The sequence below is a fragment of the Burkholderia mayonis genome, from assembly GCF_001523745.2.
GTDB lineage: Bacteria > Pseudomonadota > Gammaproteobacteria > Burkholderiales > Burkholderiaceae > Burkholderia > Burkholderia mayonis.
The window spans coordinates 2,566,593-2,584,008 of record NZ_CP013386.1; the positions used below are offsets into that span (position 1 = coordinate 2,566,593).

Genomic DNA, 17,416 nt, shown 5'->3' on the forward strand with positions numbered 1-17,416 from the left:
CCGATGCGCGCCCGTCGCGGCGACGCGGCGACGGAAACCGTGCCGCGCCGCCGCCGGATCGCAGGCTGCGCCGGGCCGGCATCGCCATCGCGATGCGCGGGCGACGACGTGCTGAACCTGCGTCCCGCGCCGCGGTCAGAGTCCGAACGCCGAACGCCGAACGCCGAACGCCGAACGCCGAACGCCGAACGCCGAACGCCGAACGCCGAACGCCGAACGCCGAACGCCGAACGCCGAACGCCGAACGCCGAACGCCGAACGCCGAACGCCGAACGCCGAACGCCGAACGCCGAACGCCGAACGCCGAACGCCGAACGCCGAACGCCGAACGCCGAACGCCGAACGCCGAACGCCGAACGCCGAACGCCGAACGCCGAACGCCGAACGCCGAACGCCGAACGCCGAACGCCGAACGCCCCCAACACCGATTTTCGCGACGCAGAAATACGATAGACTCGTCGCCAATCAGCCCCCCCGGCGCCTCGTCGCCAGCTCACTCGCCCATCGATGCGCTATTCGGTCGAAATCAGGAAGTTCTTCTACAGCCAGTATTTCTTCGGCGGACTACGGATCGCGCTCGGCGTGTCGCTGCCCGCGGTGCTGAGTCTCATCGTGCTGCACGACCGCGAGCTCGGCTTCACGATCGCGACGGGCGCGCTCGGCGCGTGCGTCGTCGACATGCCGGGCCCGCTCAAGTACAAGCACAACGAAATGCTCGCGTGCAGCGTGATCGGCTTCTTCTCCGCGCTCGCCACCGGGCTCGCGACGCCGAACATCTTCGCGCTGTGGCTCACGATCGTGCCGCTCACGTTCGTGCTGTCGCTCATCGTCGTCTACGGCAACCGCTGGCCGCAGATCAGCTTCGCGACGCTGTTCATGATGGTGATGACGCTCGAAGAGCAATTCACGCCGCTGCAGGCGCTCGTCAACGCGGCGTGGATTCTCGCGGGCGGGCTCTGGTACACGTACTGGGCGACGCTCGTGTCGCGCTGGCAGGCGCGCCGGATCGAGCAGCAGGCGCTCGCCGAAAGCCTCTTCGCGTGCGCGTCGTACCTGCTCGCGCGGGCGGATTTCTACGATCTCGACGCGGACCTCGACGAATGCTACCGCAACCTCGTCGCGAAGCAGATCACCGCGGTCGAGACGCAGGAAACCGCGCGCGACATCGTCCTGCGCAACCTGCCGAAGCTGCGCCGCGGCAAGCTCGACCCGGGCCGCACGATGATGTTCAACCTGTTCATCAACAGCGTCGACCTGCACGAGATGTTCGTCGGCGCGCACACCGACTATCCGCTCGTGCGCAGCACGTTCGGCGGCTCGGACCTGATCATCTTCTACCGCGACCTGATCCGCAAGGCGGCCGCCGATCTCGAGGAGATCGGCTTCGCGGTGCTCGAGAACCGGCTGCCGCATTCGCGGATCAGCGTGAAGGCCGAGTTGCGCGCGATCGAATACGAGATCGAGCTGATGCGCAAGAAGCAGTTCGCGGCGTCGAACCCGGAAGCGTACGCGGCCGTGCTCGCGACGTTCCGCCGGATCTGGAGCGCGACGCGCCTGATCGACAAGATGCGCCGCAACCTGTCGGGCAGCGCCGATGCGCAGCAGACCGAACTGAAGATCGACAAGGCGCTGTCTCGCTTCCTGCAGAAGCGCCGGATGTCGCCGCTGCTGATCTTCTCGAACCTGAACATGGGGTCGCCGAGCTTCCGGCACGCGCTGCGCGTGACGATCGCGGTCGCGGTCGGCTTCTGGCTCGGGCGCCTCCTGCCGCTCACGAACGCGTACTGGATCGTGATGACGAGCATCATCATCCTGAAGCCCGGCTATTCGCTGACGAAGCAACGCAACGCGCAGCGTATCGTCGGCACGCTGATCGGCTGCGCGGCGAGTCTCGCGCTCATCTACACGGTTCGCGAGCCGCACGTGCTGATCGCGTTCATGTTCGCGTCGATGGTGATGAGCTACAGCCTGCTGCTCTTCAACTACGCCGCGAGCGTCGTGTTCACGTCGTCGTACGTACTGCTCCTCTTCCATCTGCTCGCGCCCGGCAACATGCGGATCATCGGCGAGCGCGCGATCGACACCGTCGTCGGCTGCATGATCGCGATCGCGGCGAGCCGCCTCTTCCCGTACTGGGAATACCGCGCGATCGGCAATCTCGTCGCCGACGTGCTCGCGACGACCCGCAAGTACTTCGAAGCGACGTGGCGCGCGGGACGCGGCAAGACCGCGCCCGCCGTGCCCGTCGCCGACGGCGCGGCGGCCGTGCCCGCGGTCGCCGCGGCGGTCGAGGCGGTCGCGCCCGGCCTCGACGCCGACTACCGATACCGGCTCGCGCGCAAGAACGTGCACATCGCGTTCGCGAACCTGGGCCAGGCGTTCCAGCGGATGATGCTCGAGCCGAAGGCGCACCAGAAGTTCGTGCCGGAGCTGAACGATCTGCTCGTGCAGACCCACGTGCTCGGCGCGCAGATCACCGCGGCCGCGCCGCTCCTGCGCCATGCGTGCTCGGAAAGCAACCCGCCCGCGCTCGAGCGCGGGATGGCCGCCGTGCGCGAGCATCTCGAGCGGGCCGAGGCCGGCACGGCGCCGCCGTCGAACCAGGCCGAAGCGACCAGGCAATTGACGCGCGAGCTCGATTCGATGGTCGTCGACGCCGAGCGCTCGGACGCGAGCGCCGATCTCACGCACGACCTGAAGGTGCTCGCGCACCAGTGCAAACAGATGCTCGCGTCGTCGCTGCTGATCCGCAAGGACGCGAGCGTGATCCGCCTGCCCGAGTGAGCCGTCCGCTTCACCCTGCCCTTTCCACCGTTTCGCGCCGTGCGGCTACTCAGGGATTCCCTGACTACTGCCCGCGCGCGCCGATTGGTATGATCTTTCGCGCGCCATGTTGTCTATACAACTTTGCGAGCGCGAGCGCCGGGCCGCTGCGTCCGGCCGACGACATCAATCATTCGGAGACACGATGAAGAACTTGCAACGCCACCTGAGCGCGCGGCACATCCGCTTTCTCGCGCTCGGCTCGGCGATCGGCACGGGCCTCTTCTACGGCTCGGCGTCCGCGATCCAGCTGGCGGGTCCCGCCGTCATCCTCGCGTACATCCTCGGCGGCGCGGCCGTCTACATGGTGATGCGCGCGCTCGGCGAAATGGCCGTGCGCGAGCCCGTGCCGGGCTCGTTCGGCCATTACGCGACCGAGAACCTCGGCCCGTTCGCGGGCTTCGTCACCGGCTGGACCTACACGCTCGAGATGGTGATCGTCGCGATCGCCGACATCACCGCGTTCGGCATCTACATGGGCTTCTGGTTTCCGGACGTGCCGCAGTGGATCTGGGTGCTCGCGGTCGTCGCGATCATCTGCGGGCTCAACCTGTGCCACGTGAAGGTGTTCGGCGAGCTGGAATTCTGGCTGTCGATCGTCAAGGTGGGGGCGATCGTCGCAATGATCGGCGGCGGCGCGGCCATTCTTTTCGCCGGCATGAAGCTCGGCGGCGGCGCGCCGTCGCTGTCGAACCTGTGGTCGCATGGCGGCTTCCTGCCGAACGGCATCGGCGGCCTCGTCGCGTCGCTGTCGGTCGTGATTTTCGCGTACGGCGGGATCGAGGTGATCGGCATGAGCGCGGGCGAGGCGAAGAACCCCGAGCGCGTGATTCCGCGCGCGATCAACGCCGTGCCGGTGCGGATCCTGCTTTTCTACGTGCTGACGATGGTCGTGCTGATGTCGATCTTCCCGTGGACGGGCGTCGGCTCGAGCGGCAGCCCGTTCGTGCAGATCTTCTCGGCGCTCGGCGTGCGCTCCGCCGCCGAGATCCTGAATCTCGTCGTGATCAGCGCGGCGATCTCCGCGATCAACAGCGACATTTTCGGCGCGGGCCGGATGATGTACGGGATGGCGCTGCAGGGCCAGGCGCCGCGCGCACTCGGCGCGATGTCCGCGCGCGGCGTGCCGTGGGTCACGGTGCTCGTGATGGCGGGCGCGCTGCTCATCGGCGTCGTGCTCAACTATCTGATGCCGAAGGACGTGTTCCTGATGGTCGCCGCGATCGCGACGTTCGCGACCGTCTGGGTCTGGCTGATGATCCTGCTGTCGCAGGTCGCGATGCGCCGCCGGCTCAACGCGGCCGAAACCGCCGCGCTGAAGTTCAAGGTGCCGTTCTGGCCGATCGGCCCGGCGCTCACGATCGCGTTCATGGCGTTCGTGATCGCGATGCTCGGGTATTTCGACGATACGCGCATCGCGCTCTTCGTCGGCGCCGCGTGGCTCGTGATTCTCGCGCTCGTGTTCTATACGCGGGTCAGGCCGCGGCTTCCGGCCGTCGCGCGCTGACGCGCGGCGCGCCGGCGGCGCGGCGCGCGCGATCAGCCGTGCGCGGACGCGGCGCTCGCCGACACCCCCTGCGGATGGGCTTCGTCGTACTCGTGCTTCTGCGAAATCGCGTTGTACAGGATCGTGCCGATCACGAGCACGACGGCCACGACGATCAGAATCGCCACGCCGAACACCGGATTCTTCTTGCTGCGCGGGTCGTTCATCGCCTGCTGCGCTCCGTCAAAAAATCGTCAAGCCGGCATTCTACGCGCAACCGCGCCCGCGTCACCGCCCGTCCCGCCCGTCCCGCCCGTCCTGCCCGTCCTGCCGGCCACGCGCCATTCGTCAGATGTTTTGCGAACGTTTCGCATATGTGAATCGTTCCCGTTTCGCATTACAATCAAATTCTTTCATTTTGTAATTTTCACTCCGCGCCGGCCACACGTCCCGCCTGCCGGAGCGTTCGTCCATCGCACGTCCCTAGCCGGAGCCTTCCATGTTCCTGAAGCAAGCCCGCCCGCTGCTGCGCACGCTCGCGTTCGCACTCGCCGCCGTCGCGCCCGCCGCGCATGCGGCGAACGAAGTCAATCTCTACACGACCCGCGAGCCGAAGCTGATCCAGCCGCTCATCGACGCGTTCACGAAGCAAAGCGGAATCGCCGTCAACACGGTGTTCGTCAAGGACGGCCTCCTCGAGCGCGTGAAGGCGGAAGGCGCGCGCTCGCCGGCCGACGTGCTGATGACGGTCGACATCGGCAACCTGCTCGATCTCGTCGACGGCGGGCTCACGCAGCCGGTTCGCTCGCGGCCGCTCGACGACGCGATCCCCGCGAACCTGCGCAGCGCGCGCGGCGACTGGTATGCGTTGTCGCTGCGCGACCGCGTGCTGTACGCCGACAAGAACATGAAGCTCGACGCGATCACGTACGAGTCGCTCGCCGATCCGAAATGGAAAGGCAAGGTCTGCATCCGCTCGGGCCAGCATCCGTACAACACCGCGCTCGTCGCCGCGATGATCGCGCACGACGGCGAAGCCGCGACCGAGCAGTGGCTGCGCGGCGTGAAGGCGAACCTCGCGCGCAAGGCGACGGGCGGCGATCGCGACGTCGCACGCGACATCCTCGGCGGGATCTGCGACGTCGGGCTCGCGAACGCGTACTACGTCGGCCACATGAAGCACGCGGAGCCGGGCACCGACGCGCGCAAGTGGGGCGACGCGATCAAGGTCGTCCGCCCGACGTTCGCGAACGCGAAGAGCGGCGGCACACACGTCAACGTGAGCGGCGCGGCCGTCGCGAAGCACGCGCCGAACCAGGACAACGCGGTGAAGCTGCTCGAATACCTCGCGTCGCCGCCCGCGCAGGCGCTCTATGCGCAGGCGAACTACGAGTATCCGGTGCGCGCGGGCGTCACGCTCGATCCGGTGATCGCCGGCTTCGGGCCGCTGAAGGTCGATCCGCTGCCGCTCGTCGAGATCGCGAAGCACCGCAAGCGCGCAAGCCAGCTCGTCGACAAGGTCGGCTTTGACAACTGACGCCGGCACCGTCGCACGCCGCCCGCTCGCGCGTGTTCGCGCGTGCGCCGGCGAGCGTCTGCGCGCGCTCGTCCTGCGTGTCGCCGCGCGCGGCTGGCTCGTCGCCGCGGCGGCGATCGCGGCGCTCGTCGCGACGCCGCTCGCCGCGCTCGCGTGGTCCGCGCTCGGCGCCGATCTGTCGCACTGGCGCCACCTCGCCGCATTCGTACTGCCGCAGGCGACGGCCAACACGCTCGCGCTGCTCGCGGGCGTCGGCGCGATCGTCGCGTGCGTCGGCACGGGCGCCGCGTGGCTCGTCACCGCCTACGACTTCCCCGGACGCCGCACGCTCGCGTGGGCGCTGCTGCTGCCGCTCGCGGTGCCGTCGTACATCGTCGCGTTCGCGTATCTCGACCTGCTGCATCCGATCGGCCCCGTGCAATCCGCGCTGCGCTGGATGCTCGGCTTCGACAGCCCGCGCGCGTTCCGCCTGCCCGACCTGCGCTCGCTGCCGGGCGCGATCGCCGTGCTCGGCTTCGTGCTGTATCCGTACGTTTATCTGTGCACGCGCGCGATGTTCGTCACGCAATCGGCGAGCCTGATCGAAGCCGCGCGCACGCTCGGCGCGGGCCGCATCGAGACGTTCCTGCGCGTCGTGCTGCCGCTCGCGCGGCCGGCGATCGCGGTCGGCGTGAGCCTCGCCCTCCTCGAGACCCTGAACGACATCGGCGCGTCCGAGTTCCTCGGCGTGCAGACGCTCACCGTCTCCGTCTACACGACGTGGGTCACGCGTTCGGACCTCGCGAGCGCCGCGCAGATCGCGCTCGCGATGCTCGCGATCGTGTTCGGCGCAATCGCGCTCGAACGCTACGGCCGCCGCCGCGAGCGCTACGCGCACGGCCGCCGGATGCGCGCGATCGAGCCGCGGCGGCTGTGCGGCGCGGCCGCCGCCGGCGCGGCGACGCTCGGCTGGCTGCCGGTCATCGCCGGCTTCGGCGCGCCCGCCGCGTATCTGGTCCACGAAACCGCGAAACGGCTGCATCTCGTGGGCGGCGTGTCCGGACAATTGCTCGCGAGCCTCGCGAACACGCTCGCCGTCGCGCTCGCCGCGACCGTCGTCACGCTCGCGTGCGGCATCGTCGTCGCGTGGGCGACGCGCCGCGCGCGCGACAGCGCCCGCTTCCAGCCGAGCCGCGTCTGCGCGCGGCTCGCGAGCGTCGGCTACGCGGTGCCGGGCACCGTGCTCGCGATCGGGCTCCTCGCGCCGCTCGCGCTCGCCGATCGCGCGATCGCCGCCGCGTTCGGCCAGGATGGACTCGTGCTGATGGGCTCGGCGGCCGCGCTCGTGGTCGCGTATGCGATCCGCTTCCTCGCGATTCCCGCCGGCAGCATCGAGGCCGGACTCGCGCGGATTCCCGCGTCGCTCGAGCAGGCGTCGCGCACGCTCGGCGAGACGGCGGGCATGACGCTCTGGCGCGTGCATCTGCCGCTGTTGCGCCCCGCGCTCGGCGCGAGCGCGCTGCTCGTGTTCGTCGACGCGATGAAGGAGCTGCCCGCGACGCTGCTGCTGCGCCCGCTCAACTTCGACACGCTCGCGACCTGGCTCTACGCCGAAGCCGCGCGCGGCACCTACGAAGAAGGCGCGGTCGCCGCGCTCGCGATCGTCGTGGCGGGACTTGCGCCCGTGATCGTGCTCGCGCGCACCCAACTGAAATCCGGATCCTGAGAGTCACGCCATGCTGCTCGAACTGAACGCCGTCACGCTCGCCTACGACACGCCGCGCGGCCGGCGCACGATCGTCGACCGCCTGAACCTCGCGCTCGAGCGCGGCGCGATCGGCTGCCTGCTCGGCGCGTCCGGCTGCGGGAAGACGACGGTGCTGCGCGCGATCGCGGGCTTCGAGCCCGTGCGCGCGGGCGAGATCGTGCTGGCGGGCGCCGCGCTCGCGAGCCGCGAAGCCGACGTGCCGCCGGAAAAACGCCGCGTCGGGATGATGTTCCAGGACTACGCGCTGTTCCCGCATCTGTCCGCGCAGCAGAACGTCGAGTTCGGGCTGCGCCGCACGCCGAAGGCGCAACGCCGTGCGCGCGCCGCGCAGATGCTCGAGCTCGTCGGCCTCGCCGACGCGGCGAACGCGTATCCGCACGAACTGTCGGGCGGCCAGCAGCAGCGGATCGCGCTCGCCCGCGCGCTCGCGCCGTCGCCGGAGCTGCTGCTGCTCGACGAGCCGTTCTCGAATCTCGACGTCGACACCCGCGAGCGGCTCGCGTTCGAGGTGCGCGACATCCTGAAGGCGGCCGGCCACACGGCGCTCTTCGTCACGCACAACCAGGCGGAAGCGTTCGCGCTCGCGGACCGGATCGGCGTGATCGACGACGGACGGCTCGCGCAATGGGACACGCCGTACAACCTCTATCACCATCCGGCGAGCGGATTCGTCGCGGATTTCGTGCGGCGCGACGCGCTCGCCGACGAGCGCCGGCGTGCGCTCGAGCGAGGGCGCTGAGCGGCAGCGTCGAGCGGGCTCGCCGCCCCTTCAACCGGCGACGCGGTCACGCACCGGCAGCGCGGTCGAGTACTTGATCTGCTCCATCGCGAACGACGAGCTGACGTCGAAGAGCGGCACCGAGCGGATGAGCTTCTTGTAGATGCGGTCGTAGTCGTCGATGTCGGCGACGACGACCCGCAGCAGATAATCGGTCTCCCCGCTCATCCGGTAGACCTCGACGACTTCCGGCATGTCGCGCACGGCCTGCGTAAAGCGCGCCGCCCACTCCTCGGTGTGCTGGTTCGTGCGCACCGCGACGAACACCGTCGTGCCGACGCCGAGCTTGCGCGGATCGCACAGCGCGACTTGCGCACGAATCGCGCCCGTCTCCTTGAGCCGCTGAATCCGCTTCCAGCACGGCGTCTGCGACAGATTCACGCGCTGCGCGAGTTCGGCGATCGGCAGCGTCGCGTCCTCCTGCAGCAGCTCGAGCAACTTACGATCGATCGCGTCCATTTCCCCAGTCCCTATCGGATAGAAAATTATTCTATCCATTGTTCGCGTGAGGGAACAATATGGAATCCGTTTCTCCGAGTCGACCGGTATAAATACGTACCGGACCCGCGCAACGTCACTGCGGGAAAAGAACGACCGAGTCAACGATGAACCACGCCGCCTCCCCCATCTCGCACGCACCGGATGCGCCCTCGGACCCGCGCGAACGCGCGACGTCTGCGCCGTGTCGCGCGCTCGCCGCGCCGACGCCGATCGAGCGTTTCTGCGCACGGATCGACGCCGCGTTCGACGCGCTCGCCAACGAATCCGCGCCGTCGCGGCATCCGGCATTCGCGCGCGAGCTGCGCGCCGCGCTCACGGAAGCCGTCGCAGCGCCGGGACTCCTCACGCCCGCGCAACGCGAAAGCGGCGCGGCGGGCTATCGGCGCCATCTGCTCGCCGCCGACCCGCTCGGCCGCTATGCGGTCGTGTCGCTCGTGTGGCAGCCCGGTCAATGGAGCCCCGTGCACGGCCATCATACGTGGTGCGGCTATGCGGTGTTCGAAGGCGAGCTCACGGAGATCGTCTACGGCTGGAACGACGCGGCCTGCCGTGCGATCGACGCGCGCAAGCACGCGCGGCCGACGGGCGCGGTGTCGTACGTCTGCGCGGGGCGCACGGCCATCCACCGGCTCGGGCACGTGGGCGCGCCGGCCGACGCGCCCGCGATCTCGCTGCACGTGTACGGCGTAACCGGCGAACAGGTGGCGACGCACGTAAACGATGTCGTCGCAGTCGACGTCGGCGCTTATGTGTGAGCGCGCGGCCGTCGACGCCGATGCGAACCTCGCGACGAACCGCGGCGCGACCCTGTGGCGTTCGCGCCAACGCTCGCATGGTCGCGCCGGCGCGATCATTTCGCGTCACGAAACTGCGGGAAACGCCATCGCCGCCGCATGACCACGTCGCATGGACCCGCTCGCTGCCAATCGAGACGGAGAGTGCACGGCGCGCGGCGCGGCAGGCGCTGCAAAGGCATATCGCCGCCCGCGACGCGAGCGCGGCGAACGCGTTTCGGCCGCCCACGTTCGTGCGCGCGTGAAGGCGGCTTCCGCACGCATATCGAATCGAGCGGGAGCCATCGTCCGTCGAACCGCGACTTCGCCGTCGTGCCTCGCTCGCATCGCTCGCGTCATGCGCATCAACCACTTGACGCGTCCCGCTCGTCGGCGCCACCGCGTTGCCGTTCGCCGTCGCGCGCCGAGTCGTCGCGCGCGGCGCGCTCCCGATCGGACTCGCCGTGCTTCTCGTCGTCGCGCGTCGCCTCGTCTGCCGCGACGCCGCCCGCTGCCGTCGAATAGACGCGCATCTGCGGCAGCGGAATCTCGATGCCGGCGTCGTCCATCCGCCGCTTGATCCGCGCATTGAACGCGCGCATCACGGTCGACTGCTGCTGCGGCCGCGTGCGGATCTGTCCCTTGACGACCATCCAGTTCGGCTCGAAGCGGTCGAGCCCCCATATCTCGACCGCACCGAGCATCAGCCGGCGCACCGCGACATCGCTCCACAGATCCGCGCCCGCGTCGCGGATCAGCCGCGTGAGCTGGTCGAGATCGGCGGAGAACGGCACGCGCACTTCGAACACCGCATAGCCGTAGTCGCGCGACAGGTTCTTGACGATCTTGATCTGCGAGAACGGGATCGAATGCAGCGCGCCCTGCCCGTCGCGCAGCCGCACCGTGCGGATCGTCAGATGCTCGACCGTGCCCGCATGGCCGCCGTCGACGTCGATCCAGTCGCCGACCGAGATCGTATCCTCGACGATGATGAAAAGCCCGGTGATGAGGTCCGACACGAGCGACTGCGCGCCGAATCCGACCGCGAGGCCGATCACGCCTGCGCCTGCCAGGAGCGGCGTCACGTTGATCCCGAGGTTCGCCGCCGTGACGATCGCGGCGATGGTGACGATCGTCACGAACGCGACGTTGCGTACGAGCGGCAGCATCGTGCGCGCACGCATGCTCGGATTGCGGCTCTTGCCGCGCGAACTCGCCGAGTTGAGCGCCTCGAGGATCGCGGTGTCGACGACGATCCACGCGAGCCACGCGACAAACAGCGTGATGACGATCGCCGTCACCGCCTGCGCGATCCCGCGCGCGGCGACGCTGTGCTCGACGATCCGCGCGAGCGAGATCCCCCACAGGCGCGACGTCAGCTCGACGTAACCGAGCCAGATGAAGAGCGTCGCGAGCGAGCCCGCGAAGCGCACGAGCCGCGCGACGTACGCGGAGCGGTGACGGCGCTTGCGGCGGGTTGGGTGCGGGCGCGTGACGCGCAGCACGACGGCCGACAGGAAGAACGCGAGCACGAGCAACAGCGCGCTCACGATCGAAGTGCGCAGCAAATCGGACGACGAACGGCTGCCGAGCAGTGTGCCCGCCACCGCCGCGAACGCGAGCAGCAGCACGGGCGCGGGCCAGAACGCGGCCGCGAAATCGGCCATTTCGGTCGTCGCGCGATGGCCTGTGCGCTGCGCGTAGCCGCGGTTGCGGATCAGGTGCGCGACAGGCCGCCGGTACGCGAGCGCGAAGCACGCGCAGAGCACGGCGGCCGTCATGCTCGACACGGTCGACACGAGGCTCGACAAATCGACGCCGAGCTGCCACGCGACGTCGCGGTTGAGCGCCGCGTCGCCGAGCGCGCCGAACGCGCCGATCAGACGCAGCAGCCCCCACGAGCGCGCAATCAGCACACGCCCCGCCGCGCGCCGGTGGCCCGCGCTGAAGAGCGCGAACATGATGAGGCACAGCGACGCGAACACCGAGCCCGACACGATCGCGTATGCGGCGACGAGCGCGACCGTGCGGCCGAGCGAATCAGGCAGGCCGCGCGCGATCGCGAGCACGGCGACGAACGACACGATCCACGGCCCGACCCGCCTCAGCGCGAAGATCAGCATGTCCTTCGCGCTCGGATTCGGATCGAGCTTGACCGCGATCCCGTAGCGGGCCCAGACCCGGTGCTGCGCCCAGATCAGGAGCGCCGCGCACGCGAGCCAGCCCGCCAGCATCAACGCGAGATCGAGTAGGATCTGCGCGGGCGGCTGCGGCCCCGCCCCGCTTGCGAGCGCGTACAGCTCGCTGCCCGCCGCGCGAAAGCGTGCGGACCAGTAGCGCAGCGGCGTGTCGCGCTCGCGCAGGCTCGCCTCGACCGATGCCATCCCGGACGCGATCGCGCCGAGGAGCCCCGTGCCCGTCGCGCCGGACGCCGCCACGGCAGCGGACGCCGTCTGCACGGCCTGCGCGACGCTGCGCAACTGCTTCAGTTGGGCGACGAGCTGCGTGCGCTGCCGGTCGTTGTCGAGCATCTTGATGACGGAGTCGAACGAGCGCGCGATCTCGGCGGCGCTCGCCGGCGACGGCGCGGACGCAGGCACGGCGGCGGATGCGCCCGACGCCGGCGCGGCGGCATCCGATGCGGCGGCGGGCGCGATCAGCTTTTGGAAGGTTGCGAGACTCGAATTGGTCGCGGCTCGCGCGGCGGGCGGCGCGCCGGCAAGCGCAAGACCGGCGAACGCGAGGATGAGCGCGGCGGCGCGCGCAGTCGAACGCGGCGCGCGCGACCCGGCGGCGATCGACGGACCGGCGGCAAGACAGGCGGCGATCGCGACGAGAACGAAGGCGGCGCCGCGAGCGAAAAGCAAGCGAGGCGAAATCGGCATGCGACCGGATGAGTAATGACGACGATCGCCAGTGTAGCCCCAACGCGTGCGCGCGCCGCCTGCTTCGACGCGCCCGGCATGACGACGCGGCGCACCGGAGCGACCCGGTGCGCCACGCTTACGGCCAGGCGTGTCGGCCAAGCGACATGGATCCGCGAACGCCGCGCGCGATGCGCCGGCGCCCGCGACGCGATCAGTACGCGACCGTCGCGACCTGGCGCACGAAGTGGTGCTGCTCGATCTCGTCGACGAACGCGACCGCGTAGTCTTCGGCCGAGATCTTGCTGTTGCCGTCGGCGTCGACGATCAGCTTGCCTGCGCCCGTGCGGAACGCGCCGGTGCGCTCGCCGGGCGCGATCAGCGCGGCGGGCGAGAAGAACGTCCAGTCGAGGTCGTGCACGGTCGCCAGGTAGTCATATGCGTCGCGATGCGCGAGCGCGACGGCCTTGTACGCGTCCGGGAAGCCTTCGGTATCGACGAGTTGCTTGCCGGGCGCGACTTCGAGCGTGCCCGCGCCGCCCACGACGACGACGCGCTTCACGCCCGCCTTGCGCGCGCCTTCGACGAGCGCCTTCGCCGCATCGACGACCTTCGACGCATCCTCCTGCTTCGGACCGTACGCGCTCGCGACGACGTCCTGGCCTTCGAGCGCGGCGGCGATGCTCGCCGGATCGAACAGGTCAGCTTCCTTCGCGGTCACGTTCTCGGCGCCCGCCGCCGGACGACGCGACAGCGCCGTCACCTGATGACCGCGGCGCGCCGCTTCGGCCGCGATCCGCGAGCCGATCATGCCGGTTGCGCCGAGCAGAGCGATTTTCAAAGTACGTTGCGTCATGTCGATTCTCCTGGTAAGCGAATATGTAACTAAATTAATTACATATTCAATCGAAAAAAGAGGGATCCACGATCCCCATCATAGTCAACTCGTCCGCCCATCGTCATTGTCGAGCAATGTTTCATCGGGCGGCAGCCCTTGGTCCTTCATCCTTGATCCTTCGCGAGCCCGTTATCGGGCCGGCGGCGAATTCCGATCCGATCGGCAGCCGCGACGCGCCGGATGCCATGCGCGCCGCCGTTTCGAATTCAAGCGATCGAGACCGCTCAACCACTCGCCTGCTGCACGCCGCCCGGCTGCCCGCACGCCTCCGAGCGCAGCACGTCGGCCGTCACGTCGGCGAGCGTGCGCGTCGCGAGCGACGCCTCCATCGCCCGCTGCGCGTCGCCGATGTAGTCGGTCAGCACGCCCTGGATGTGCCGTCCGACGAGGCATGCCGGATTCGGCGCCTCGCGATGCAGCGCGAAAAGTTGCGCATCGTCAACCGCGCGGTAGACCTCGAGCAGCGTGATGCTCGACGGCTCGCGCGCCAGCAGCGCGCCGCCGCCCGCGCCGAGCTGCGACGTCGTGAGCCCCGCCGCCGCCAGCATCGACAGCAGACGGCGAATCAGCGCCGGATTCGTGTTCACGCTGCCCGCGATCACGTCCGACGACAGCGGCACGCCTTCCTGCAACGACAACAGCGCGAGCACGTGGACGGCAAACGCGAACCGGCTGCTCGTATTCATGATTCACCTGCGGCGGAATGCTCGCGCATCCCGCTTCGACGACAATATGTAACCATAATAATTACACTTAACCCAGGACGCAAGCGGAATTCACTTGCTCGCCGCCGAATCGCTCGCGGCGGCCGCGCCCGAGGCGCCCAGCGCGGCCGTCTGGCTCCATTGCTGCAGCTTGCGGCCGGCGGCTTCGAGACTCGTGCCGGCCGCGACGGCGGCCTGGCCGAGCACGGCGGACGCGGCGCCCTGCAAATGCGCCTGCGCAGCGGCCGATACCGAGCTCGCGGTGACGGGCGGCACGGCGGACGCCGCCGATGCGACACCCTGCTTCGCCGCGTCGATCTGCTGATTCACGAAGCTCGCGACCTGGTCGAGCTTCTGCGTCGTCTGGCTGGCCGCGCGGGCGGCGGCGCTTGCGGCGGTATCGGGCGGCGGCGGCACACTCGCCTCTTCCGGCTTCTTGCATCCGGCAAGCGCGGCGGCGGCAACGGCCGCGAGCGCGACGGCGTACATCCGGCGGCGGCCGGTGCGGGAAACGATGGCGGTTGCGTTGGCGATCTCGATCGTCATGGCGAATGGCGCGGCAAAGCGGCTCCGTGTGGCGAAAAAGCCATGATACGCCGCGCCGACGCGCGCCTGCCCGCGTCCGTTTCTTTTTTTACATGCCGTTGCCGCATGGGCGATGTCGCGCGCAGCGCCCGCCCGGCCGGTCACCGCTCGCGCGAACCCTGTCCGCGCATGCATCGCAAGACGCCCGTCGATTCATACAAATTCAATTCAAAAAACTTTCATTTATAAAAAATAAACTTCCACTCAGTCTTCATCGCTGTCCGCCGCACCCGACGTCGGCGCGTCCGCGTTTTCCGTCGCACACAACAACTGGATTCCCCATGCCCGCGCTGTCCAATCCTTCCCGCCGCCATGCCCTGAAGATCCTCGCCGGCGCGCCGATGCTGCCGCTTTCCGGCGTCGCGCTCCCCGCCCTGCTGTCCGGATGCGGCGGGGACGATGTCGCCGCCGCGCCGCCTGCGGCCAGCTTCGCGGCCGCCGCGTTCGCGCCGATGACCGCGCCGACGCTCGCCGACCCGGCCGCGATGGCGACGACGACCGTCGGCTCGACGCTGTCGATCTCGTTCAGCGACGGCTCGACGCACAGCTACAAGCTCGCGTACCGGCCGTTCTTCGTGACGGGAGACCAGGTGCCGGACGGCAAAGGCGGCACGATCCTCGCGGGAGGCTACTACGACATCGACAACCGGCCGATCGTCGACGCGACGGTCGCGGGGCGCGAGCGCCAGTTCTTCTCCGACTGCCCGGACGGCAGCTCGCTCCTCACGCTCAAGGACGCGAAGGCGCCGGACGTGAAGGGCAACACGGTGTTCGCGGTCGTCCAGTTCGAATACACGACGCGCAGCCAGAACGGCGATTCGGCGTACGGCCAGTTGCCGTCGCCGATCGCGGTGCTGACGCTCGATCAGGACCCGGCGACGGGCGCGCTCAAGCTCGTCAAGTACCACAACGTCGATACGTCGGCCGCGCACGGCCTGTGGATCACGTGCGGCGCGAGCCTGTCGCCGTGGAACACGCACCTGTCGAGCGAGGAGTACGAGCCGGACGCGACGAAGGCCGCGACCGACGCGCAATTCAAGGCGTTCAGCAAGAACACATTCGGCAGCGACACGGCCGCGAATCCGTACCACTACGGCCACCTGCCCGAGATCGTCGTGAATCCGGACGGCACGGGCGCCGTGAAAAAGCATTATTGCCTCGGCCGCATCTCGCACGAGCTGATCCACGTGATGCCCGACCAGCGCACCGTGATGATGGGCGACGACGCGACGAACGGCGGCCTTTTCATGTTCGTCGCGGACCAGCCGGCCGACCTGTCGGCGGGCACGCTGTACGTCGGCAAGTGGACGCAGACGTCGTCGGCGGGCGCGGGCGCGGCGACGCTCACGTGGATCCGGCTCGGCCACGCGACGAGCGCCGAGATCGAGGCGCTCGCGAACCGGCTGAAGGCGTCCGACATCATGGACGTCGCGACGACCGACCCGGCCGACCCGACGTTCGCGAAGATCCACTTCGGCGGCAAGTTCAACTGGATTCGCGTGAAGCCCGGGATGGAACTCGCGGCCGCGTTCCTCGAGACGCACCGCTACGCGGCGCTCGCGGGCGGCAGCATGGCGTTCACGAAGCTCGAAGGAACGACCGCGAACGCGAAGGACAAGATCGTCTACATGGCGATGTCGCGGATCGAGACGTCGATGGTCAAAGGCAACGCGGTGTCGCGCGACGTCGCGCTCGACAAGAAGATCGCGGCGGGCGCCGTCTACGCGCTCGGCATGCGCGGCGGCCAGCGCGACACGGCGGGCGCCGCGATCGACAGCGAATGGGTGCCCGTCGACATGAGCGCGCCCGCGGCGCTCGTCGGCGAGGACCTGGCTACGGCCGACGCGCTCGGCAATCTCGCGAATCCGGACAAGATCGCGAATCCGGACAACCTGAAGTTCTCGGAAAAGCTGCGCACGCTTTTCATCGGCGAGGATTCGGGGATGCACGTGAACAACTTCCTGTGGGCGTACGACGTCGACACGAAGAAGCTGTCGCGCGTGCTGTCGTGCCCGGCGGGCGCCGAATCGACGGGCCTGCACGCGGTCGACGAGATCAACGGCTGGACCTACATCATGAGCAACTTTCAGCACGCGGGCGATTGGGAATCGCCGCTGCACGACAAAGTGAAGGGCGCGCTCGATCCGCTCGTGCGCGCGAACTACAAGGACCGCTTCGGCGCGAGCGTCGGCTATCTGACGGCCGAGCCCGCGGCGATCCAGCTCAAGAAGGCGTGACAACCGATTCTCTTCGTCGTCACGGCTGATTCGCCGGCGCTCGGCGCCGGGTTGGCGCGATGCCCTCGTGGCACCGCGCTTTTTTTATGCGCGCTCGCCGCGTGCGGCGCCGCCGCACGGCGAAGATCGGACATGCAGGTATCTTTCCTGCCGTCATCCCAATATATGGAACAGCCACTCAGGCCGTGAACGGCAAAAAAAAGCGCCACGGAGACCGTGGCGCTAAAAAAGTTCTAGCCATTCCGAGGGCCGTGCTAGAACCTGAGAGACTGCATCGAACGTCGTTCCCGACTAAACTAACGAAACAACGTTTCGAAATTGGTAGACATTTTTTCCGTTTCCGGCTGACAAGTCAAGCGAAAAATACATGCTTCCCCGTCATTCCCGATGGTGCGCAACCCGACATTTCTCCAATAAACTCGGGGTATATCAGTAAATATTGCGCATCATGAAAGATTGCGGCGAAGCGCGCGCATTTTCCGG

15 protein-coding genes are annotated in these 17,416 nt (G+C 68.6%); 9 read left to right on the forward strand and 6 right to left on the reverse strand.

The genetic code is table 11. The features are described from left to right. Positions 1-108 precede the first annotated feature (108 nt). Genes WS70_RS31520 through WS70_RS12350 form a run of 4 tightly spaced genes read left to right on the forward strand, consistent with a single transcriptional unit; the run spans position 109 to position 4,330 of the window. Positions 109-453, forward strand: coding sequence for a hypothetical protein (locus WS70_RS31520; RefSeq protein WP_159082895.1), 345 nt, complete (start codon positions 109-111; stop codon positions 451-453). 54 nt (positions 454-507) lie between these two features. Then, entirely contained in the window at positions 508-2,784 is a 2,277-nt protein-coding gene (locus WS70_RS12340) for an FUSC family protein (protein WP_059473212.1), read from the forward strand. Continuing rightward, complete coding sequence (locus WS70_RS32365) at positions 2,781-2,972, forward strand: rod shape-determining protein MreB (protein WP_082716446.1); 192 nt, start codon at positions 2,781-2,783, stop codon at positions 2,970-2,972. The genes WS70_RS12340 and WS70_RS32365 overlap by 4 nt, the downstream gene beginning before the upstream one ends. Next, entirely contained in the window at positions 2,969-4,330 is a 1,362-nt protein-coding gene (locus tag WS70_RS12350) for an amino acid permease (protein WP_059597195.1), read from the forward strand. Before WS70_RS32365 ends, WS70_RS12350 begins: the two co-directional genes overlap by 4 nt. A gap of 32 nt (positions 4,331-4,362) precedes the next feature. Here the strand turns inward: WS70_RS12350 and WS70_RS32370 are convergent, their stop codons facing one another. Further along, positions 4,363-4,536 (reverse strand): hypothetical protein, encoded by a 174-nt coding sequence (locus WS70_RS32370; RefSeq protein WP_082716445.1) that lies wholly within the window; start codon positions 4,534-4,536, stop codon positions 4,363-4,365. 272 nt (positions 4,537-4,808) lie between these two features. Between WS70_RS32370 and WS70_RS12365 the strand changes: the two genes are divergently transcribed. The 3 genes from WS70_RS12365 to WS70_RS12375 are packed head-to-tail and all read left to right on the forward strand — an operon-like array spanning position 4,809 to position 8,332. Further along, positions 4,809-5,846, forward strand: a complete 1,038-nt coding sequence (locus WS70_RS12365; protein ID WP_059473210.1) for a Fe(3+) ABC transporter substrate-binding protein — start codon at positions 4,809-4,811, stop codon at positions 5,844-5,846. After that, positions 5,836-7,551, forward strand: coding sequence for an ABC transporter permease (locus WS70_RS12370; protein WP_059597196.1), 1,716 nt, complete (start codon positions 5,836-5,838; stop codon positions 7,549-7,551). The genes WS70_RS12365 and WS70_RS12370 overlap by 11 nt, the downstream gene beginning before the upstream one ends. A 10-nt stretch (positions 7,552-7,561) precedes the next feature. Then, a complete protein-coding gene (locus WS70_RS12375; RefSeq protein WP_059473208.1) occupies positions 7,562-8,332 on the forward strand; it encodes an ABC transporter ATP-binding protein in 771 nt (256 codons plus the stop codon). A 30-nt stretch (positions 8,333-8,362) separates the two neighbouring features. Here the strand turns inward: WS70_RS12375 and WS70_RS12380 are convergent, their stop codons facing one another. After that, complete coding sequence (locus WS70_RS12380) at positions 8,363-8,830, reverse strand: Lrp/AsnC family transcriptional regulator (RefSeq protein ID WP_059473207.1); 468 nt, start codon at positions 8,828-8,830, stop codon at positions 8,363-8,365. Between the two features lie 146 nt (positions 8,831-8,976). Between WS70_RS12380 and WS70_RS12385 the strand changes: the two genes are divergently transcribed. Beyond that, positions 8,977-9,627, forward strand: a complete 651-nt coding sequence (locus WS70_RS12385; protein WP_059473206.1) for a cysteine dioxygenase family protein — start codon at positions 8,977-8,979, stop codon at positions 9,625-9,627. Between the two features lie 383 nt (positions 9,628-10,010). Here WS70_RS12385 and WS70_RS32885 read toward each other — a convergent pair whose 3' ends face one another. The 4 genes from WS70_RS32885 to WS70_RS12410 all read right to left on the reverse strand — a co-directional run bounded on the left by WS70_RS32885 (position 10,011) and on the right by WS70_RS12410 (position 14,657). Beyond that, on the reverse strand, positions 10,011-12,530 hold the full coding sequence (locus WS70_RS32885; protein ID WP_082722242.1) for a mechanosensitive ion channel family protein: 2,520 nt from the start codon (positions 12,528-12,530) through the stop codon (positions 10,011-10,013). A gap of 193 nt (positions 12,531-12,723) precedes the next feature. After that, positions 12,724-13,365 (reverse strand): NAD(P)-dependent oxidoreductase, encoded by a 642-nt coding sequence (locus tag WS70_RS12400; protein ID WP_059597198.1) that lies wholly within the window; start codon positions 13,363-13,365, stop codon positions 12,724-12,726. Between the two features lie 266 nt (positions 13,366-13,631). Then, positions 13,632-14,093, reverse strand: coding sequence for an Rrf2 family transcriptional regulator (locus tag WS70_RS12405; RefSeq protein WP_059473204.1), 462 nt, complete (start codon positions 14,091-14,093; stop codon positions 13,632-13,634). A gap of 90 nt (positions 14,094-14,183) precedes the next feature. Beyond that, the gene (locus WS70_RS12410) at positions 14,184-14,657 is read right to left on the reverse strand and encodes a hypothetical protein (RefSeq protein WP_059597199.1); all 474 of its coding nucleotides are present in this window, start codon (positions 14,655-14,657) and stop codon (positions 14,184-14,186) included. Positions 14,658-14,977: 320 nt separating this feature from the next. Between WS70_RS12410 and WS70_RS12420 the strand changes: the two genes are divergently transcribed. Continuing rightward, positions 14,978-16,933 (forward strand): PhoX family protein, encoded by a 1,956-nt coding sequence (locus WS70_RS12420; protein ID WP_059597200.1) that lies wholly within the window; start codon positions 14,978-14,980, stop codon positions 16,931-16,933. The last annotated feature ends 483 nt before the right edge of the window (positions 16,934-17,416 follow it).